Genomic DNA, 20368 nt, shown 5'->3' on the forward strand with positions numbered 1-20368 from the left:
TTTTACTCTTTTTCGTTATTTTCTACATCCGTGGCTGTGTTTTCTTCACCTCCATCTTCTAGCTCATCGACTTCTATGAGTTCGATTTTTTCAACTGATGAAATTTCATCATTTTCACCTAGTCTTATGAGCTTCACTCCTTGGGTTGCTCTTCCCATTACGCGGAGATCCGCTACTGCCAACCGAATGGTAATTCCAGATTTATTGATGATCATGAGATCATCTGTGTCTATCACTTCTTTGATAGCGACAAGCGCTCCTGTTTTTTCCGTGATATTCATAGCTTTCACGCCTTTACCACCACGTTTGGTGATTCTATATGCGTCGATGTCAGATCTCTTTCCAAAGCCTTTTTCGGTGACAACCAATAAATTGGCATCATCCCTTGCTACACACACCATGCCAATCACATAATCATCCGCCCCTTCTAGTCTCACAGCTCTCACTCCAGCGGCTGTCCGTCCCATTGGTCTAACATCCTGCTCGTTGAAATGAATGGCTTTCCCGGATTTCTTTGCGATCACGATCTGATTGCTGCCATTTGTCAGGTTGACATTTAGCAATTCATCACCTTCATGGATAGTAATAGCGTTTATTCCGTTTTGTCTTGGTCTTGAATAGGCTTCGAGTGAAGTCTTTTTGATGGTGCCATTTTTGGTACACATCACGATGAAGTTATTATTGATGTAATCTTCATCTGAGAGATTATTCACATTGATAACTGCCCGTATCGAATCTTCGCTTTCAATGTTGATTAGGTTTTGGATCGCTCTGCCTTTGGTTGCTTTTTGACCTTCAGGAATCTCCCAAACTTTCTTCCAAAATACCTTGCCTAGCTCTGTAAAGATCAAAAGATAATTGTGTGTGGAAGCAACAAATAGATGCTCAGTAAAATCATCTGTTTTGGTAGTGGCTCCTTTAGAGCCTACTCCACCCCTGCCTTGTGTTCTGTATTCTGTGAGAGGAGTTCTTTTAATATATCCTTCGTGAGATATGGTGATTACCATTTCCTCATCTGGAATCATGTCTTCTGCGGTAAAATCATCCGCTGCATGTTCGATATCCGATCTTCTGTCGTCTCCAAATTTCTCTCTTAGCTCATTCAGCTCTTCCTTGATAATGTCCATTCTCATTTCTTCACTATCAAGAATGGCTTTCAAATGATCAATGAGTTTCATGATCTCTTCGTACTCCTTCTGAATTTTTTCTCTTTCAAGACCTGTCAGTCTCTGGAGTCTCATTTCAAGAATGGCTTTGGCCTGAATTTCACTCAGTCCAAATTTCTCAATTAGACCTGCTTTCGCTATCTCAGGATCTCTTGAACTTCTGATAAGATTAATTACCTCGTCCAGATTGTCAAGTGCAATTAAATATCCCTGAAGTATATGTGCTCTTTTCTCAGCTTCGTCGAGTTCGTATTGTGTCCTTCTAATGACCACTTCGTGTCTATGTTCAACGAAGTATTTGATTAAATCCTTGAGGTTGAGTGTCTGAGGTCTTCCTTTCACCAAGGCCACATTATTGACACCAAACGATGACTGTAGCTGAGTATATTTGTATAAATTATTTAATACGATATTAGGTATTGCATCTTTTTTAATATCATATACAATACGCATTCCGTCTCTGTCAGACTCATCACGTATATCCGTGATTCCCTCTAATTTTTTATCGTTGATCAAAGCCGCAGTCTTCTCGATCATCGTGGCTTTATTGACCTGATATGGGATCTCAGAAATAATGATTTGCTCCTTACCAGATTTCAAAGTCTCAAATTCGGCTTTTGCACGTAGTACGACACGGCCTCTTCCTGTCTCGAATGCCGTTCTGACACCTTGATAACCATAGATGGTAGCACCAGTAGGGAAATCTGGAGCCGTAATGTGCTCCATCAGCTCTGCAATAGTTATTTCGTTGTTATCTATATAGGCTATGGTACCGTTGATTACCTCTGTAAGGTTGTGTGGTGCCATATTGGTTGCCATTCCTACAGCGATACCAGAGGTACCATTCACGAGCAGGTTAGGAAACTTTCCAGGCAATACAGTTGGCTCCTTTAATGAATCGTCAAAGTTCGGCTGGAAATCAACTGTTTCTTTGTTGATGTCGTGAAGAAGCTCTTCTGCCATTCTCTTCAATCTGGCTTCAGTATAACGCATCGCTGCAGGAGAATCACCATCTACAGATCCGAAGTTTCCCTGACCATCGACTAATGGATATCTCAACGACCACTCTTGTGCCATACGCACCATGGTATCGTATACTGATGAATCACCGTGGGGGTGATACTTTCCTAAAACTTCCCCGACAATTCTTGCTGATTTCTTATATGCTCTATTGTGTAATACGCCTAGATCCAGCATTCCATAGAGCACTCTTCTATGCACTGGTTTTAATCCGTCTCTGACGTCTGGCAAGGCTCTTGAGATGATTACAGACATTGAATAATCAATGTATGCTCCACGCATCTCATCTTCAATATTGATTGGAATTATATTCTGATCACCTAAGGGTAGGTTTTCGTTGTCTTCAGCCATAAATTTTTAAATATTGACAAGCAAAATTAAGTCCGCAAATTAACGAAAATTCTACCTAAAAAGTACTATTGAAAGCAACAATGTGGGCGAAAGAAATAAAGTATTTTTCACATGCTCAGGCACTCTGAACTGAGCCTCCAATCTGTCCCATCAATAGGGGTTCAATTTCTTCCTGTTTTTCATTTTATATCGCCACAATCGGCGATGATTTTCACCGACTTTTGGGTTTTGTCTCTTCCATATGGGTTGACCCCTGACTTCCATGACGCGACCAGTAGCAGGGTCGGTGTAAAGGTGTTTGAGTTGGACGTGATCACTTTTCATGGGCGATCTCGGTATTTCCGGGATAGTAATGCTTATACCAAAATTGAGTTTAAAGGATGGGTTTTTGTGCTTGATACCCAATGCAGTCTCCGGTAGAGAGGTATTGTAGCTCTTGAAATCATAAGAGGGCTTTACAACGATTCTGAAGTATTCAGATAGATTCTTTTCAATAGATATTCCAAAATTGATCAAGAGACCAGAACTGGCATTAAAATTTTTACCCAATTTATTCTTGCCCAACTCTAGCTCTGCTGCAAATGAATAGTCCCAAAAGTCGTAGAATCTGTACCCAAGGTTGAGGTAATAGCTGAAAAATATAGCCTTTGAAAAATTGGGTTGATAGTTGCGAATGCCGAGATCGGTTATAGTTGGGCTAAGAGATTTAATTTTATAGAATTCAAAACTAAGACCGAGTCCGACTCTAAACTTCTGATAGTTGTACCGTACTCCAATATTGATAGGGATTCCCCAACTTCTGCCTTCGAACCCTAGTCCTAGTGAGTCGGCATTGAATGCTTGTAGATCACGAATGAGTACCGGATTGAGCACTGGATTTGATATTGGAGGAAAAGGGACGTCAAATGTGTCTGTTAGAATAATAGCCTGAGATTGAGAAGGGTCATTGAACCAGTTTTCATATACATCAAATTCAGTACCCAGTGGCTCTCCGGTGTTTGGAGAAATTAATTGCTGTTCAGCGGATTGCAAATAATAAAACCCAGACAGGTCATGACTAAACTTGGTGGAGTTATAGCCAGTGGTCACCGTGATGGAGAACATATTGAGTACTCTTCTCGACGGCGAACGATATATCTGATCAGGATCAATAGGATACTCCTGTGCTACCACCAGGTGTGATAATAAAATGAGATATATTAATACTTTAAATTTCAACTACTCGGTGATGATTCGTTTAAGGGTTATTTAAGAGGCTGGTTTCAAATATTAATACTTCATAGGGTGCTACTTTGGCTGCATACTGGGGAATAATCTCTAAGTCTACAAAATCCTGTTTTCTATAGGAGGGTATCACAAAGGCGCTTTCTCCATATGCTTTATGCGAAGGTAAAATAATTAATGCAGTCTCTCCCCTTTCCATAGCAGATACTCCATCATCGAGACCTACAATGATGGCGTTAGCACCAAAAGTATAGGTCAGCGGTTCTGCTGAAGGTCTTCTATCAAATTCTTCTTTCAAGAGATTGGTTCCGATATAGCTGATTGTGGCAAAGTCGTTTTGTCTTAAGGTGTCATCTGCAGTACCAGCAACCATTCTCTTATAGTAGATTTGCTCTGCTGCAAGGTACTCTATTGAATCTAAGGGATTGATCGTAGTGTTGTTGAGCGCTTCATCCAATATGTAAGCATCTATTGCTGTCAGTTGCTCTGACAGGATATCGGCTTCATTTTGTACGGCGGCCAATTCTATTTCTATTTCAAGAATAGAATTTTCAGGAATCAAACTGCTGAAAGAATAGTCGCCATAGGCCAATGATGATGGTATGTAAAATTTGAATGTCTCGCCCTCACGCATGAGACCGAGTCCTACATCTAGACCAACTGGATACACAGCTCCTACTCCTTGTTTTAGTTTCACAGAATCGTTGCTATTTGATCTTGTGTTTTCGTCGTAGGCGCTGCCATTGAGTATCCTGGCAGAGTAGTAGATACTTAGGATACTACCTGCGGCTGGAGCTCCCGTCAATACGGTATCGATTATGGAATAATGTATCCCGGAGCCATCCGCTATTGCGACGATTTCGTTCTCAGTAAGAAACTCTTCAATTGTAGCCTGATCTATGGCATCCTGATCGACTGTTGTGTCATCCGAACTATCACTACATTGAGTGAAAAGGATGAGTGCACACCATCCAAGGATGAACCGAATATGTTTGTATTTAAAAATCAAGATTCTAGTTAATTTTCACAAATTGATGAAATAACGAGGAGAATGGAAATAAATTTTGACAATATCTTTCTGAATGCGTCACTACAGTCTAATTGACCTTGAATGTTTTACAGAAGTAGTGAAAGATAGGCAGTTTGTCCAATCCAAGTTTTCCCCCAATAGAGACGACTTGACCATAATCTACTTTAGATATTTTTCTAGGACTAATGATGTCCTCATCCTCGTTGAGAAAGAACGAAGACAGAAAACGAATCAGAATGTAAGGAGCCTTCAGTACTTCTTGCCGATACTCTGATTCTGAAACTTCCTTAGTTTTATCGTAGGCCACTTCCAGGCCTGAAATATCGAAGGTCTGCTCCATCGTAAATCTTATTACTCGAAGAAATTCATCTTCCCAGTTGTTGTATTGGCTGATCAGATATTTGAGACCAAATACCACCGGATCTTTTTTCATGAAGTAATCGCCTTTGGAAAGCTTTCTTGCCTTTTTATTTAATGCCATTTCCTCAAATAAACTGACGCTGCCATTGGCCAGTGCAACACCTACTGTCGGTGTCATGACAATAAGCGAAAAGAAATCCTGATCCGATATCTCCAAATAAGGAGCTTCATTTTTGATAAATTCCTTCTTTAGTGCAAACGTGGCATTTTTGACTTCTTCATTTTCAATCAGAGTTTCAATTTCGAATTCCGTAAACATTCCCGAGCAATTTGATTATCCTAGGAATTTACCATCAATTCTTCAAATTGAAAAATTGGGAATAAAAAAAGACACACCTAGTAGATGTGTCTTGTTCCATTATGTTTTTCAAGTAACTTATTCTCCTTCAGAATCTGACGATTCATCGGACAAAGCTGCTATTAGTTCCTCATATTTAGCCTTCAACGCCTCATCGCTTTTGAGCGCTTTTTTAACTTTGTTGTAAGACCCGGCTCCTATGTCGTTTTTCACCACTTCTGTATATTGAGTTTTGAACTCTGCTTTAAATGCGGTAATCCCGTCCTGAATTTCATTATATGCAGCCATTTGCTCTTCTGTCGCACCTATTTCAGCAAGTTTTGTTTCATCACCTTTAGCTTTGTTTAGCTGGTTATAAACTTTCCCTCCCTCCATTAGTTCGTTGCTCTTTACAGCCTCGCTAATTTTAGCCTTCATGTCAGCTTTTAGGGAATCAATTTTTGCTGTTACTTCTACATATTTTGATAGCTCTTCATCAGTTACCTCAGTATCCTGAGCAAAGGTGTTAGGACAGATTGCCAGACAAGCAACCAGCATTCCTAATATCAACAAACTGTTTTTCAACTTCACGCTTTTCATTTTCTTGTTATTATTAATTGTTTACGATTAAACCAATCACGAATAAAGACGCTGCATGCGACTAAGTCAAGTAATTCACTAATTAATGAAGCAGAATGTCGATAGTTTATAATTTAGCATCCTAAAATTATAAGATTTCACATATGAAAAAGATTTATTACCTGGGCACTTGTAGTACGTGTATCAGAATAATTAAGGAGTTGGGCATTTCAGAGCAAAATTTTGAGATGCAGGATATAAAAACACAACCTATGTCTGAGGCTCATTTGGATGAAATGAAAAGTCTAAGTGGCTCATTTGAATCGCTATTCAGCAGAAGAGCGATGAAATATAAGTCTATGGGATTGGCTGGTAAAAATTTAAGTGAGGGTGATTATAAGCAATTAATTTTGGAAGAATATACATTCCTAAAGCGGCCGGTTTTTATCATTAATGATCAAATCTTCATTGGCAATTCGAAAAAGACTGTCGAAGAAGTGGCTCAAGCTTTGACCTAGTATGAATACGCTCTCCTTGGTATAGTTTCCATAGAGTAGAAAGTGTGAAAAATCGTTTCTCCCTTCTGCACCTCAAAGTTGAACTGATGTAGCTGAGAAGAGTCTCGTCTTGCTCCTACTTGTAGATTAACTTTATTTTGCCCTTCGGGTAGTGCAGCACGAGTATAATAAATAGAGTGTGGAATTGTTTGCCAGTTTCTCGTATCTGCCTTTTCAGTCAGTGCGTTGAGTGCGCCAAGGGCAGCACCCCAGCCTTCGCTTTCCTTTCGAAGCTCTTTTTCAGCAGTCTTCTTAATCGCTAACCTGAGTAAAGATTTACCAAGTTCCAGTCCCATTCTTTGATTAAGAGAATATTGAGCTATTTGATTTATGTCTTCGCTTTTCTCCAGTGGATATGACTTTTCACCGACCCAGAGCGTAGCCTCATTAAATACCGGCAGCCGCTCTCTGTAGGTGGGAATGGTCATTCGGTAAAATTCAAGGTCGGAGAGGTTGTCGTTGGGGTCATCATCAGCCGCCAACCAGAATGGAAAGCTAAAGTCCATTTCCTCATTGTTGAATGTAACTAATCCTCCTTGCCCGTGAATCACGGAAAAGTTGATCGAAAACTCGCTTTTGACCGGGCCCAGTCCATTATTCCACAAGAATATCAACTCTCCACCTTCTGACTTTGTGGGGATATACTTCAGACCAAACTCATTCTGGAATCTCTCTAACTCATCATTAAAACCAACTAAATATGCTGTCCGCAAAATGTCAAGCTTGAGTTGCTGAGGTGCAACCACTCCAAACATTTCAGCATAATCGTTTTTGTATATTTCATAGGCATTGCGATAGGCTATAAAGGCATTGTTGTAGTCTCCATCGGCATCATAGATCAAACCCATTAGATTATGAATAAACCCATCGCGCTTGTATCTCGCTTCTCTCTTATATTTCTCATTCAGCTTGAGAAGTCGGTTATTCAACCTACGGCATTCGACCAAAGCTCCTTCCCGATCTCCCATTTTCAAGAAATTGAGTGCCTTGTAGTAGAGTAAAATGAGATGTTCGTGATCTTCTCCTTTGTATTCAATCACTGTAGGATTGATTACGAAAGCACCGATCTCATTAACATAATTTGTATGATAATCTTCACCAAAAACAAAGGCTTGTTCGAAGTATATATTGCTTTCTTCCGGTTTGTTGAGCAAGGCAGCCACGGTACCTCGATTTAGAAAGTAAAGAAATTTCGCTCTTCCTTTGGCCGCCTTTGCGTTCTGCTCCAATATCTTCTCGGCCATCAACAGATTTCCGCTTTCAAAATCCTGGTTAAATACCTGATTCATTTGATAGTAGGTAGCGCAGCTGAGCAGAAAGCAAAGCGGTAACACTTGATAAATTTTCTTCATTATCAATGTATAAAGGAATTGGTGCTCAATTTAGGAAATTAGTTTTTGATGTATTTCTTGATCTCTTTGTCGCCGATCCAAACCTTTTCACTAGTTTCGATACTGGCCAATTCAAGGTTTACTTTGTAGTTGACAACCTTTTCTTTTTTGTACGAATCAGTTACGGAAGTAATCACGCCGAACATCATAAAATCTGCTCCAAGTTCTTTACCCCATTTGGCTTGAGTCTCTATAGAGGCAAATTCGCCTTGTTGAGCCCGCTCTTCTCTTAGTTTTTCTCTAAATACTGAATTCTGAACAACTCGTACAAGCCCAGAATTGATAAATTCTCTTTCGATATCTTTTATGAATGTTTCAGACTCGATGTGTTCAGCACTTTTGTTTGCAATGCTACCTACGATGATTACAGGCTTTTCATTTTTGGCCCTGTTGAAATCACTAATCCACGCTCTGTTGAGTACATCCTGGATCATGGTTTCTGCCACCAATTTGGAATCTGTGTCGTTCCATCTTCCACTCAAGTCAATTTGCTGATCAGGGCTCACCCGGGTTACAGTTCTAGAGCATGAGGTAATCAACACTAGGGCTGTCAAAATAATGGTTATTCTTTTCATCTTTCTATAATTTGTTTTTTAATAATCTACTTAATGACTTCACAATTGAATTTTGAGTTTTTACAATTTGAAGTAGTTTATTTCTTCTTTTTTTAAATTAAAATTTTGCTACCACGCGCACATTCAAAAACCTTGCCGATAATGAATTTGGTACTGCAAATTGATTGCCCACCACATCCTCTATCCATGTATAGGAAATTGCGTTATCTGCTCCTAATACGTTGAGTACTTCGAGAGCTATCCATATCGAATTGGGCATCAATGTTTTATCATTCTTTAATTCAATGATTTTTGAAAAACCCAAATCGAGTCTATAGTACTCATCCCCGCTAAAAGCATTTCTTAGATCATCTCGTCCAGGAGGTCCAAATGGCAATCCGCTACCAAACAGCATATTCACGCTTACTTTTATACTAGGATCATTAGGCATGTGATCCTGAAAGAAAATGCCAAGATTAATCAATTGGTCGCTTGGTCGTCTCACATTTCCATTGCCTTCCTGTAGATCTTCCCTGGTTTTGAGGATGCCCAAGCTAAACCAGCTTTCGGTGCCTTCAATAAACTCACCGTTGACTCTGAAATCGGCACCATAGGCATAGGCTTTTGCCTGATTGGTGCCCAGGTATCTAATCTTGATATTGTTCAAGTCATAGGGGTTTACATTCCAAAGGTACTTGTAGTAAATGTCACTCGTCATTTTGAATGGCCTTCCCCAAGCTGTAAAATAATGGTCCATACCGGTCACTATATGAAAAGAGGATTGGGCTCTGACTTCACTATTGATATCGCCATTTCTATCTCTTAGTTCACGATAAAAAGGATGCTGCTGATACAGGCCTGCTCCTAGCCTGAGCACAGTGGTTCTTCTTACTCCAGCGCGATAGGCGTACTGCATCCTTGGACTGATGAGCAATTCTTCACTAAAGCTCCAATAATTGCTTCGTACACCAAGGTTGAGTGTATGAAGTGAATCAGCAGAGTTTATAGTGTATTGTGCGTACCCTGCAATTTTATGCGACTCAATTTCAATCTCGTTGTCTGCATTAAAGGTGACCTGTGAAAAGTCTGCGGAATCAGTAAAAGCAAATTCTTTCAATCGGTCATCGAGTTTTTCATAATCCCAGGACACGCCAAATTCTAGCACATCATTATTGAGATAGACTTCGTTTCTCTGATCAACACTTAATACTTGGGCCTCTAATTTATTTCTTCCATAGGAGTAGTTGCTTCCAACCCCTCGAATAGTAACACACTCGTTGAATCGATTGGACCCTGGGTCACGATTGATATCACACAAAAGGTACGCACCTTCGACTTCGTAATTTTCCCTTTCGCTGGAATGTACTCCTGACACTACGAGTCTGGATATAAAATTTTCATTGAATGAATGAGAAAGCTGCATTCCGATTTGATTGGTATGATAGTCTAGTTTCTCTCTGCCTTCGAAGGCGGTCGATATTCTAAAAGAGGCTTGAATAGTTCCAAATTCTGTCTCTGACGACTCTGGTACCGTTAGATAATTATTGTGAGCAGAGGATATAAGAAGTCCTATTTTTGTTTTGGCGGAAAGCCTCTTGGATACAAAACCTTGCAGGTCCGTAAATTTTGGTAGATAGTTTCCATTGGTTTCTAAGGTACCGAGTAGATACTTGCTATTCTTGTGCCTCACACCAACTGAGTAATGAAGGTCTCCGGCTTTGTTTACTCCACCGAAATACAAACTACCTCCAAGAAGACTCATATTGACGGTGGCCTCATTGGATAGCGGTTCGGCATATTGTACATTCAGTACTGAAGACAATTTGTCCCCGTGCTTCGCCTGCCAACCACCTGCGGAGAACTGTACATTGCCAACCATATCTGTATTAATGAATCCCAGTCCCTCTTGTCTTCCTGCGCTGACGAGGAATGGGCGGTAGATTTTCATTCCATTTACATAAATCAGATTTTCATCATAGTTGCCTCCCCTTACAGAATAGACTGATGACAGTTCGTTGTTGCTGGTGACTCCAGGTAATGTGGCTAGAATTTTACTGAAATCACCTGTAGCTGATGGTAACATGTAAGCGTTTTTCGCATCTATTTGAATAATACCTATCTCTGGCGTTTCGCTGTACCTGAGATCCTCTACATCTACTCCAGACAGGATTTGTGTATTCTCTTTGAGCGTTACTTCGATAGGCGATGCATCAGCAGGAATTGTCTTGGTTTGATACTGCAGATGTGAAAAGATTAGTTGAGAGGGTGCATCGGTTTTTTTATTAAAGCTGAATTCTCCTTTTCTGTTGGTCAGCGTGGTCAACGAATCTGGTAACAAAGAGACAAACACGTCACTTACTGGTTTATAAAGAGAATCAGTTACAGTACCGTAAATATTATTGTTTTGTGCAGAGACCAAAAAGGGACCCAAGAGAAGTGTGAGTAAGGTCACAAAAAAAGATATATATATTAATCGGCTGGTCATGAATCAATTGGCACAAAACGATCGCAATATATACATCGCCCTGCGAATCAGTAGCGCAATAATTTAACAATTTTGGAATATGTCTTACTTTCAATGGACAAGAAGTACAATCCTGGACCTCCCTGATTGAACGGCAAACCTTCTACTACTCCTTTTCTTGCTTTCTTGATGGTTTTTTCGCTTATCAACTGCCCGTCTGAAGAGTACAACTTAAATTTTACTGGTATCAAATCTAAATTCTGTTCTATTAAAAGATTGACGTGATCACCGGTCACAGGATTGGGGTAGATCGTAATGGACTCATCTATCAAATCCGAAACGGCCAATGGTTCGTTGCCCACTGCAACATTGTAATCTGGGATACCATATCCAATTTGATTATTTGGGTTGTTGAAATTGTCTGAAGAGGATAGCAAAAGGTCTCTTAGTTCAAGATTGGTTAGGTCTGGAAACTTTTGCCAAATGGCAGCAGCGAAGCCTGCTATTAATGGCGCCGAGAAACTCGTCCCGTTCTTTTTTGTTATGACATTGCCTTCTGACAGCAACGTGACTTCCTGACCGAGAGCAACCACTTCAGGCTTAATCCTATCATCCGCTGTAGGTCCAATCGAGCTAAAGCTGACCAGATCATAATTGATATCTAAGGCACCTACTGATACGATATTTTCAACATCTGCCGGCATAGAAATAAAAGGCCAGTCGGCACTGTTTCCAGAATTACCAGCACTCGTTACGACCAGAATACCTCTTTCTATTGCAAAGTTTGCTGCCTGCGAGATGATGGAAGTTTTGCCATCCAGATCGTCTGTAGTATAGTCCATATCTGGGTCATCAAAATCGCTATAGCCCAATGAAGAAGTAATAATATCTACCCCTGCGCTATCTGCTCGTTCTGCTGCAAACAGCCAGTTGAATTCTTCTATTCTGTATTCGGAGTTAACATCTTCGGTGACATAGAGGCTGATGTCGGCAGCATACCCCGTACCTACAAGTGTGGTGTTGAAATTAGCACCGAAGCAGCTCCAACTGCCAGTGCCATGATCATCATATTGAAATACGTTTTTTCCTCCGGTAATAAAATCAAAGACATCTTTTAGTTTATCATCTTCAAAGGTATGGCTAAATGCCGCAGAGAGGTTGGCGTCAATAAAGCCATCATCAAAAACCGCAACCCATATTCCTTCTCCATTAAGGCCTTCGTCATGCATAGTATTGGCATGAAGCATACTTAGCTGTTTGTTAGAATTGACATTTGCTCCCACTGAAGGATTGTTGCTGGCACGGGTAATATTCTCTGCTTCTGGCTCAGCGCTGAGTTTTTGACCAGGAGCGGCTAGAGTAGTTTTGAGGACGAATGATTCATCTTCTATTGTAGCTATTTCATCAGCGGTGGCTTCTACTAATACTGCATTCATCCATTTGGAGGTGAAGTAGGTATCGGCTCCCAAGTCTTTGATGGATTCCACATAGCTTGCATTTACCGGCAGGTCTGTCTCACTGATGGCTATGTTCTGGTTTTCTCTTCTTGTAATCGCTTTCGCTGAAAGGAATTCGGATGGTGCATCTACTGAATAGGAGGTATTGTCTTTGTCGGTGAAGAAAACTACATACCTGTCAGTTTGTGCTTGTGTCCATTGTGAAAGGAAACTCAATGCCAACCAAAGTATTAAATGCTTATTCCTTGCCATATTCTTTTAGGGTCATTACTATTTCTCTACCAGACTCGATCTGAATGACATTGTCGCACAATTGCGTTCTATTATCCTCATCCTGTTCGGTGCAATATTTCAATATACTACTTTCTTTAATGACCAGACCGATATCCGGTGCATAGGTTTCTGATCGCTCGTTGAGGCCGAGTACATCCTCAAATCTGTCATTCTGAACTACCTTCACCAGGTTTTGAAGCTCCTCTCCTGCCAACGTGGAATCACTGATCATGGTATCATACCGGTAAGTATCTATTGACAAGCTATTGAGGGCGTTGCCATCCCAGGTAGAGTCATGGACAATAGGAAAAGTGAGCTTGAGTAAGGATACATTATTTTCAGTAAGAATGGCCAATTCTGTGGACTTCCTTGCGGTCCAAATAGAATCCAGATGCCAGGACTCAGTATCGTCTATTCTAGTCGACCGATGTACAATATACTGCAAATTATTGCTAGCATTTAGACTAGAATCCTCTATTGATTCTTTTAATTCATATACTTCCTCGGTCACACCCAGAACACTATAGTTTTTCTCTACAACATCGTAGATTCTATAATCTCCTACTTCCAAAGGAAAATAGTGTAATCCTAAACGATCCGTATCTATTGCAATTTCAGACTCTGAACAAGACGTGATACTCCATAAGCATATGAAAAAGAACCTATATCGCATGCTGTTTGGATTGATTAAAACTATTGCTGATCCAGCCGCCTCCAATTACATCGTTGCCCTCATAGAATACGGCTGCCTGGCCAGGGGCGATGGCAGATACGCCATTTCCAAAAAATACTTTCATTGTGTCTCCCACTTGTTCAATAACGGCAGGATTGCCTGAGTCATTGTACCTAACCTTGGTTACAGTATCCATCCTATCATTGATCTGGCTGTATTTGCCTAGTATCAATTGATTGACGTACATTCCGTCTCTAGCCAGCTCATCGAAGGTGCCAAGTACCACTTGGTTTTTTTCTTTAATGATTTCAACGACATAGGCAGGGAACCCCAAAGCAATGCCGAGGCCTTTTCGTTGACCAACGGTATAAAACGGATATCCTTCATGTACACCTACTACGGTACCATCTTCTAACACAAACTCCCCCCCTGCTACTTTTTCTTCAAGACCATCCACTCTCCTTTTGAGAAACCCACGATAGTCGTTGTCTGGAACGAAGCAGATCTCATAGGATTCAGATTTGTTGAGCAGATCTGTAAACCCGCGTTCTGCAGCCATTTCTCGAATTTCAGATTTTTTTAGGTGTCCAAGTGGAAGCATAGTCCTACTCAGACTTTGCTGCGACACTCCCCATAAGGCATAGGACTGATCTTTGAGCTCATCCACTCCTTTGGAGATGACATATCTCCCATCCTCTTCGCGTACATTGGCGTAGTGGCCCGTAGCTATGAAATCACAACCCAGCTTATCTGCTCGTCTCAGTAGTGCATCCCACTTGATATGTGTATTGCATAAGACGCATGGGTTGGGTGTACGACCAGCGAGATATTCGTCTGTGAAGTGATTGATGACATAGTCACCGAACTCTTCTCTGATGTCTAGTATGTAATGGGGAAATCCAAGGTTCACTGCAATGTTTCGAGCATCGTTGATCGAGTCCAAACTACAGCATCCTGTTTCTTTTTTGCCACCTCCTGAAGAATTGTAATCCCAGGTTTTCATGGTCATTCCTATCACTTCATATCCTTGTTCATGAAGCATAACGGCTGCCACTGAGCTATCGATTCCGCCGCTCATGGCTACCAGCACTCGTCCTTTTGTACTCATTATTATGTTTTATTGCCAGGTTCACAGCCTGGTGTTGACATTGAATTAAGCTACAAAATTAGACTAAATAGTTGTATTGTCTTAGAGTTGGATAGATAATAATCACATCTACTAGCCAGGCGATTTTTACTGCTTTTGGAAATTTCGAAATGATAAGAGATTGGATCATACAGCGTACACAAAAAAAGACCCGTGCCATGACGGGTCTTTTTTGCATAATATCATATAGATGGACCTAGCTAGAAATCGAGGTGCGTACTTTTTCGGTGTAAGCACGTAATGCTTTTGGAAAAGGAATATCATCTTTTTCCATTTTTTCAATAATCCATCCGGCGGCTATCAGATGTGTAAGAATCTCACCATCATCTTGCCCATCCACTTTCATCGGAAGCTCTTTTTCTTCCATCAGGCAGAATTCTGCTTGCTCCAATTCATCAGAGGTGTGATTTTCTACAAGGTGCTTTATTACAGGTATTTGCATTCTAATTCAATTTATTGAGCAATTCGACGACCGCTTCTTCCTTACTACTCGCCAAAGTCTCCATTAGTTTTCCAGACTCAAATATCGCAAAAAAAGGAAGATTTGTTACTCCTGCCGCTTTTCTTGCTTCCTGATTGTTTTCTGCGTTGACCTTTAGAAAATTGATTCCGGAAAACCTCTCGTCATCTGCCAGTCTTTTATACTTCGGGCTAAACAGTTTGCATGATCCGCACCAATCTGCATAGTATTTTATTATGGTTTTTTCACTAGAAGAAATTGCTTCCTGAAAATCACTATCTATAGTTTCTTTTACTTCCATCATTTTATCATTGATTATCACCGCAATTTTACGGAAGTTTGCAGACGAAACTTTGTCTGATAGCATAAAATAATTTGATTGGCCGATTGCCTCAATTGATATGAATTTAAAAACGTTTGTGAAGGTAGGTAGTATCACTAATTTGAGTGATGCAAGATTTTGTGCTGGTTTTGGTGTTGATCAATTGGGGTTTGATATTAATCCTTCATCTGAGCATTACGTAGGCATAGAGCAAGCTAATGAAATCATGGGATGGGTGGCAGGACCAGCTTTCGTGGCTGAGGTCGGTGATATGGATCTTGCTGCGATAATTGCTATTCAAGAGGAGCACAAGTTCCCATTTCTTGAAGTGGATGATATGGATAGTGCTAAAGCATTGCTCGACAAAGGCTTTCAGGTGATGTTGCGCGTGGTGATAGACATCAGGGACAGTCTTTCAATGCTTTCAAATGTATTAAATAGTGGATTGAATCTGTCCTCAGTCTTGGTAGAATGCAAGGCGACAGAACTCATACCCGAAATAGAAGAAATATTGTCATCAGATAGCCCGCTTCAACTTATTAAAGCTTATGATGTTGAGCTGTCCCAACTGGATCATATCATACAAATCCAGCCTTTTGATGGTATAGAGTTGAAAGGTTCTCAGGAAGACAAACCTGGGTTTAAAGAATATGACGAATTAGCAGACATATTAGAAGCCCTGGAACTAGAGGATTAACCTTTGGGAATAGTAAGAATGATTTCTGTACCATGCCCGGGCTCACTAATAATTTCCATGGTTGCATCATTCATTTTGAGTATATCCAGACAAAAACTAAGCCCCAACCCAGTTCCTTTTTCTCCATCCGTACCTAGACTTGTGTTGGGTCTTTCCCTATTGATACCACTCAATACTTGAGAAATTGCTGATTCGTTCATGCCCATTCCGGAATCCTTGATTGATAATTTTACACTGGATTTCACCGACTTTGCGTCAAACAGTATTTTCCCTTCCATAGGGGTAAATTTTATAGAATTGCTCACCAAATTTCTAATGACAATTTCCAGATGATCCGGGTCTATTCGGACGTTAAATTTACTATTGATCTGGTCCTCAATATGGATTGACTTTTCCTTGAATCGTTCATCATAAAGGTCAGTACTGTTTTTTATCAACGAAGCCACATTTACAATTTGAGGGTGAGCTACAAATCCACCCAATTGAGTCTTAACCCAACTCAAAACATTATCCAGGGTGAAATTCAGGACATCCACCTGTTTCTTTACTGTCTTTAGTAGTTTGTCTAAAACAGAGGGGTCGATATCGCTTGAGTATCCCAATAGGCCACTGAGCGAATTTAAGGGGCCACGAAGATCATGGGAGAGTATGCTAAGTATTTTGTCTTTTGAAGAGTTGATTTCTCGAAGTTCGTTTTCTGTATGTTTTATCTCGCTAATGTCTGTGACAAAGGCCAGCACATGAGTGACTTTTCCTCGATTATTGAGCAATGGTGTATACTTACCGAATGCGTGAATAGACTCTCCTGACGGAAACAAGATTGGATAATTGATTTCTATATCTTTTCCTTTCAAGCATTGATTAAACAAAGGCTTCGAAAGTCTTGAAATATCAGCACCTAATACTTCATAGTATTTTTTACCCTCGATATCTTCTGTTTTTTTCTTCAGTGCTCGCTCGAATCGGGAATTAACGATGATAAACTTTCCGCGTGTATCCATCATAGTAATGAATACTGGTAGGTTGTCTATCGTTGTGCGGATAAGTTGCTTATTGTATACCAGTTCATCTCGCTCAGATTGCACCAGGTATTTCTGTCTGTTCACTCGATCCGCAAATCGCCTAATGCGTTTCTCGCTCTTGAGTAAATCATTTTTAAATATATCAGTAAACAGAAAAATGCAGAGAAATCCGACCGCCAGGTTTGTAAGCGCCAGATAGTTGTCTGGAGTTATCACATCACTAAAATAAAACAATCTAATACTCTTCATCAGCAATGCGGAAAATGCTGATAAAATGAATATGTAAGTTTTTGAAGGATTATCAAATAATGCAATAATGACCACAGAGAAGCCTAAAAAGAAATATTCATTGTCTCGATTACCTTGTTCAAAAATGGATCGATAGCCTACTAGATTAACAATGAGCAGAGCGGCAAACACAAAATAGAATTTTGCGGTTTGTTGTCGTTTACTATTATTGAGTAAGTAAACGGGAAGAGTTATAAGTATCAAGGACGAAAGAATGAGAATTCCATGACTGTAAGAACCCACAATAAAATTAATCACCGAGTATAGTAGGATGATTAGGCCACATATAGTGTTGAACATGTTGAGAATTCTTATTCTTCTACGTTCAATAAGGCTATAGGAACCATATACCCCCGCATTCGTCAGTACTTTGATTAATTTTCTTAATGCTAACATATGTTTATCACCAGGATCAAAAGGTGCTGAAGAGGTTGGCCTAATTCCAAGTACAGAATATAATAAAATATGGTGAGAATAATTCCAAGATTTTATAATGCACAAAAAAACCGATACACATAGCGCATCGGTTTTTATTAAAGTCCTTGTAATTATTCGTCCCTTAACGATAAGACTGGATTGGCTCTGGCTGCCATAAAAGCCTTATATCCTGCTGTGGCGATTGCAATTCCAAAGCTGATCAATAGAGCCACTACAAAAATGACAAAGGATAATTCAATTTTATAAGCAAAATTGTCTAACCAGTCGTGCATGGCTATATAGCTGAGTGGACCTGCGATTAGAAATGAAATGAAAACAAGAATCAACATTTCTTTGGAAAAGATCTGAAGCACATTGAAAGTGCTGGCTCCTAATACTTTTCTGACCCCAATTTCTTTTGTCTTTTTATTAGCAATGTAGGAAATCAAACCATATAGGCCGAGGCAGCCGATAAATATGGCGATTACCGCGAATAGCTCAAACATCTTACCCATATTCTTCTCCTGATCATATCGGCTAGCTACTTGCTCATCAAAAAAGTCATAGTCATAAATATCTTTATCAAATACTCCCTCCCATTCTTTCTGAACGTTTTTGAGTGTAGGTGCCACTTGATCTCCGGTCTGTCCGGCAGAATTTATTTTGACTGCCATTTCATAGAACATGCGTTCATTATTCATAAAAATGCAATAGACAAAATCAGATTGAAGTGAATGTGTGTGAAAGTTTTCAACTACCCCGACTACTTGCATGTCACGGTACCAACCGCTGATTTTCTCACCCAAAACGTCTTCAGGGTTATCAAATCCTAAGGCTTCCGCCAATTTCCTGTTTACCAGGATTCTGCTCGTGTCAGATTCCTGAGCCCATGCTCCGGTCAACAATTCCAATCCATATAAATCAAGAAAATCCTTATCACCAAATTTAAAATTGACCCTCATATTTTCGCCTTCCGGAATACTATGATGGCTGATATGCGAGTTGGCATTAGAAGTACCCAACGGCGCACTTAAAGTAAATGATACCTGTTTTACCCCTGGATGAGCGAGTAAGTTAGTTTTTAGTCTAGAGAGGTTTTCTGGTTTTTTATTGGGTAAATATGATAGGATAATATTGTCCTTTTCGAACCCTAAGTCCTTATTCATAAAGTAGTCCATCTGATTCTGAACTACGATTGTGCCAATTATGAGCGCTTGAGTTATTACAAACTGGATGATCACCAACACTCGTCTAAATGATAGGAAACCGCTTCCCTGTTTTATATTGAATTTAGCTCGTAAGGCTACAATTGGATTCAATCGAGACATGGAAAGTGCTGGATAGATACCTGCCAGCAGGCCTATTACTACTATGTTGATAATTAGAAATATAAGTGTCGCGGGCTCTTGAAAAAGATTGATCCAGAGCTTGTAACCTAGTATATCTTCTAGATGAATAAGGAGCGCTTCTGCAAAAATCAATCCTACAAATGATGACACCAAGGTGATCATCAACGTTTCGGACAAAAACTGGATGGCTAGCTGTCCCGCCTTTCCTCCTAAGGTTTTCCTGATACCAATTTCCTTTGATCTCTTGATAGATTGCGCCGTCGTTAGGTTTACGAAGTTGATGGCCGCAGTTAGAATTAAAAATATTCCAATGATTCCCAGCGACTGGATGAATTCCATGGAAATCACCCTCTCACTATAGTTATCAAAATTAGTGTTAAAATGTATATCGCTCATCGGTTGCAGATGATATTGCAGGTCTTGCGATTGACCTTCACCATGATACTTTTCTACAAAATCAACAAGCGTTTCTTCAAAATTAGCAACGTCAAAGTTGTCCGGTGCCAAGATGTAGCAGTTGGTACTGGAGCTATTACTACCCCAGTTGTTTTCTCTATAGTACGGATTGACCCCATCCAGATTTTTATAATGTATTAGTACGTCGAAGGGAACATTGGTAGTTTCCTTAAAATCTTCCACAAGGGCTTTGACGGTAAGTGTCAGCTCATTTTCAAAAACCACCTGTCTCCCCATAGCCTGGCCAATGTTTTCGTCGGTCAAACCGAAAAACTGTTTGGCTTTTGATCTGGAAAGCACGAGGCTATTTGGCTCATCAAGGCAGGTAGCTGAGTCTCCGGCAATAAAACCAAAATCAAAAATGGCAAAAACATCAGATTCGGTAAATACTAACCCGTGGTCCTGAAATCGATCGAAATCTCCATTGTCTTTTGCTACGGCGATCTGATGCTCACTTTCAAAGTGTGTCCTTGCCACGATCAAATCTGGAAAATCTTCCCTCAGCGCGTTGCCCAACGGATGTGGCACACCTTCATTATAGCTGATGCCACTACTGATTCTACTCTCTCTTACCGCTCGATAGATCTTTTCATAATTCGAATGATGTTTGTCAAAACTTAGCTCGTAAGTGATGATTTTAAATATTACTAATACACATCCGAGACCAAGGCCCAATCCGGATAAATTCAGTAAGGTGAATAGTTTTTCACGCTTGATATTTCGATAGATGGTTTTGAGATAGTTTTTAAACATAGTAATCGCGTTTAGATTCAA

17 protein-coding genes are annotated in these 20368 nt (G+C 40.1%); 2 read left to right on the plus strand and 15 right to left on the minus strand.

The annotated features are described in order from the left end of the window. Window positions 1-2 precede the first annotated feature (2 nt). From gyrA to ABJF11_RS14305, 5 genes are all read right to left on the minus strand, one after another. Window positions 3-2537 carry a DNA gyrase subunit A gene (gyrA, locus tag ABJF11_RS14285; protein WP_348120556.1) on the minus strand — a complete coding sequence of 845 codons (2535 nt, stop codon included), beginning with the start codon at window positions 2535-2537 and terminating at the stop codon, window positions 3-5. A 150-nt stretch (window positions 2538-2687) separates the two neighbouring features. Then, complete coding sequence (locus tag ABJF11_RS14290) at window positions 2688-3755, minus strand: hypothetical protein (RefSeq protein WP_348120557.1); 1068 nt, start codon at window positions 3753-3755, stop codon at window positions 2688-2690. Between the two features lie 19 nt (window positions 3756-3774). Continuing rightward, a complete protein-coding gene (locus ABJF11_RS14295) occupies window positions 3775-4770 on the minus strand; it encodes an FKBP-type peptidyl-prolyl cis-trans isomerase (protein ID WP_348120558.1) in 996 nt (331 codons plus the stop codon). Window positions 4771-4858: 88 nt separating this feature from the next. Then, window positions 4859-5470 carry a hypothetical protein gene (locus ABJF11_RS14300; RefSeq protein ID WP_348120559.1) on the minus strand — a complete coding sequence of 204 codons (612 nt, stop codon included), beginning with the start codon at window positions 5468-5470 and terminating at the stop codon, window positions 4859-4861. 117 nt (window positions 5471-5587) lie between these two features. After that, complete coding sequence (locus ABJF11_RS14305) at window positions 5588-6088, minus strand: hypothetical protein (protein WP_348120560.1); 501 nt, start codon at window positions 6086-6088, stop codon at window positions 5588-5590. A 143-nt stretch (window positions 6089-6231) separates the two neighbouring features. Between ABJF11_RS14305 and ABJF11_RS14310 the strand changes: the two genes are divergently transcribed. Next, the gene (locus ABJF11_RS14310; RefSeq protein WP_348120561.1) at window positions 6232-6585 is read left to right on the plus strand and encodes an ArsC/Spx/MgsR family protein; all 354 of its coding nucleotides are present in this window, start codon (window positions 6232-6234) and stop codon (window positions 6583-6585) included. On the opposite strand, the gene ABJF11_RS14315 is transcribed toward ABJF11_RS14310, so the two are convergent. The 8 genes from ABJF11_RS14315 to ABJF11_RS14350 form a co-directional block, all read right to left on the minus strand. After that, a complete protein-coding gene (locus ABJF11_RS14315) occupies window positions 6582-7976 on the minus strand; it encodes a hypothetical protein (protein ID WP_348120562.1) in 1395 nt (464 codons plus the stop codon). The two genes, ABJF11_RS14310 and ABJF11_RS14315, sit on opposite strands and share 4 nt — an antisense overlap. Window positions 7977-8014: 38 nt before the next feature. Next, entirely contained in the window at window positions 8015-8590 is a 576-nt protein-coding gene (locus tag ABJF11_RS14320) for a penicillin-binding protein activator LpoB (RefSeq protein WP_348120563.1), read from the minus strand. 97 nt (window positions 8591-8687) lie between these two features. Beyond that, window positions 8688-11021 carry a TonB-dependent receptor plug domain-containing protein gene (locus tag ABJF11_RS14325; RefSeq protein ID WP_348120564.1) on the minus strand — a complete coding sequence of 778 codons (2334 nt, stop codon included), beginning with the start codon at window positions 11019-11021 and terminating at the stop codon, window positions 8688-8690. An 80-nt stretch (window positions 11022-11101) separates the two neighbouring features. Next, entirely contained in the window at window positions 11102-12742 is a 1641-nt protein-coding gene (locus ABJF11_RS14330) for a S8 family peptidase (protein WP_348120565.1), read from the minus strand. Beyond that, the gene (locus ABJF11_RS14335) at window positions 12729-13436 is read right to left on the minus strand and encodes a hypothetical protein (RefSeq protein WP_348120566.1); all 708 of its coding nucleotides are present in this window, start codon (window positions 13434-13436) and stop codon (window positions 12729-12731) included. Before ABJF11_RS14335 ends, ABJF11_RS14330 begins: the two co-directional genes overlap by 14 nt. After that, window positions 13426-14544, minus strand: coding sequence for a tRNA 2-thiouridine(34) synthase MnmA (gene mnmA / locus ABJF11_RS14340; RefSeq protein WP_348120567.1), 1119 nt, complete (start codon window positions 14542-14544; stop codon window positions 13426-13428). The genes ABJF11_RS14335 and mnmA overlap by 11 nt, the downstream gene beginning before the upstream one ends. 235 nt (window positions 14545-14779) lie before the next feature. Continuing rightward, window positions 14780-15025, minus strand: a complete 246-nt coding sequence (locus ABJF11_RS14345) for a hypothetical protein (protein WP_348120568.1) — start codon at window positions 15023-15025, stop codon at window positions 14780-14782. 1 nt (window position 15026) lies between these two features. After that, window positions 15027-15410: a thioredoxin family protein gene (locus ABJF11_RS14350; RefSeq protein ID WP_348120569.1), complete on the minus strand. Its 384-nt coding sequence runs from the start codon at window positions 15408-15410 to the stop codon at window positions 15027-15029. 34 nt (window positions 15411-15444) lie between these two features. Between ABJF11_RS14350 and ABJF11_RS14355 the strand changes: the two genes are divergently transcribed. Further along, complete coding sequence (locus tag ABJF11_RS14355; RefSeq protein ID WP_348120570.1) at window positions 15445-16062, plus strand: hypothetical protein; 618 nt, start codon at window positions 15445-15447, stop codon at window positions 16060-16062. On the opposite strand, the gene ABJF11_RS14360 is transcribed toward ABJF11_RS14355, so the two are convergent. Together ABJF11_RS14360 and ABJF11_RS14365 are read right to left on the minus strand one after the other, a co-directional pair. Further along, the gene (locus ABJF11_RS14360; RefSeq protein ID WP_348120571.1) at window positions 16059-17768 is read right to left on the minus strand and encodes a PAS domain-containing sensor histidine kinase; all 1710 of its coding nucleotides are present in this window, start codon (window positions 17766-17768) and stop codon (window positions 16059-16061) included. The two genes, ABJF11_RS14355 and ABJF11_RS14360, sit on opposite strands and share 4 nt — an antisense overlap. 152 nt (window positions 17769-17920) lie before the next feature. Then, window positions 17921-20347 carry an FtsX-like permease family protein gene (locus tag ABJF11_RS14365; protein WP_348120572.1) on the minus strand — a complete coding sequence of 809 codons (2427 nt, stop codon included), beginning with the start codon at window positions 20345-20347 and terminating at the stop codon, window positions 17921-17923. Window positions 20348-20368: the final 21 nt, after the last annotated feature.

Origin of the sequence: Reichenbachiella sp. (genome assembly GCF_039941815.1) — a bacterium.
GTDB lineage: Bacteria > Bacteroidota > Bacteroidia > Cytophagales > Cyclobacteriaceae > Reichenbachiella.

Coding starts and splice junctions, on each gene's coding strand:
- gyrA (WP_348120556.1), bottom strand. CDS start 2,537: ATGGCTGAAGACAACGAAAACCTACCCTTAGGTGATCAGAATATAATT.
- ABJF11_RS14300 (WP_348120559.1), bottom strand. CDS start 5,470: ATGTTTACGGAATTCGAAATTGAAACTCTGATTGAAAATGAAGAAGTC.
- ABJF11_RS14305 (WP_348120560.1), bottom strand. CDS start 6,088: ATGAAAAGCGTGAAGTTGAAAAACAGTTTGTTGATATTAGGAATGCTG.
- ABJF11_RS14310 (WP_348120561.1), top strand. CDS start 6,232: ATGAAAAAGATTTATTACCTGGGCACTTGTAGTACGTGTATCAGAATA.
- ABJF11_RS14315 (WP_348120562.1), bottom strand. CDS start 7,976: ATGAAGAAAATTTATCAAGTGTTACCGCTTTGCTTTCTGCTCAGCTGC.
- ABJF11_RS14320 (WP_348120563.1), bottom strand. CDS start 8,590: ATGAAAAGAATAACCATTATTTTGACAGCCCTAGTGTTGATTACCTCA.
- ABJF11_RS14330 (WP_348120565.1), bottom strand. CDS start 12,742: ATGGCAAGGAATAAGCATTTAATACTTTGGTTGGCATTGAGTTTCCTT.
- ABJF11_RS14335 (WP_348120566.1), bottom strand. CDS start 13,436: ATGCGATATAGGTTCTTTTTCATATGCTTATGGAGTATCACGTCTTGT.
- mnmA (WP_348120567.1), bottom strand. CDS start 14,544: ATGAGTACAAAAGGACGAGTGCTGGTAGCCATGAGCGGCGGAATCGAT.
- ABJF11_RS14345 (WP_348120568.1), bottom strand. CDS start 15,025: ATGCAAATACCTGTAATAAAGCACCTTGTAGAAAATCACACCTCTGAT.
- ABJF11_RS14350 (WP_348120569.1), bottom strand. CDS start 15,410: ATGCTATCAGACAAAGTTTCGTCTGCAAACTTCCGTAAAATTGCGGTG.
- ABJF11_RS14355 (WP_348120570.1), top strand. CDS start 15,445: ATGAATTTAAAAACGTTTGTGAAGGTAGGTAGTATCACTAATTTGAGT.
- ABJF11_RS14360 (WP_348120571.1), bottom strand. CDS start 17,768: ATGTTAGCATTAAGAAAATTAATCAAAGTACTGACGAATGCGGGGGTA.
- ABJF11_RS14365 (WP_348120572.1), bottom strand. CDS start 20,347: ATGTTTAAAAACTATCTCAAAACCATCTATCGAAATATCAAGCGTGAA.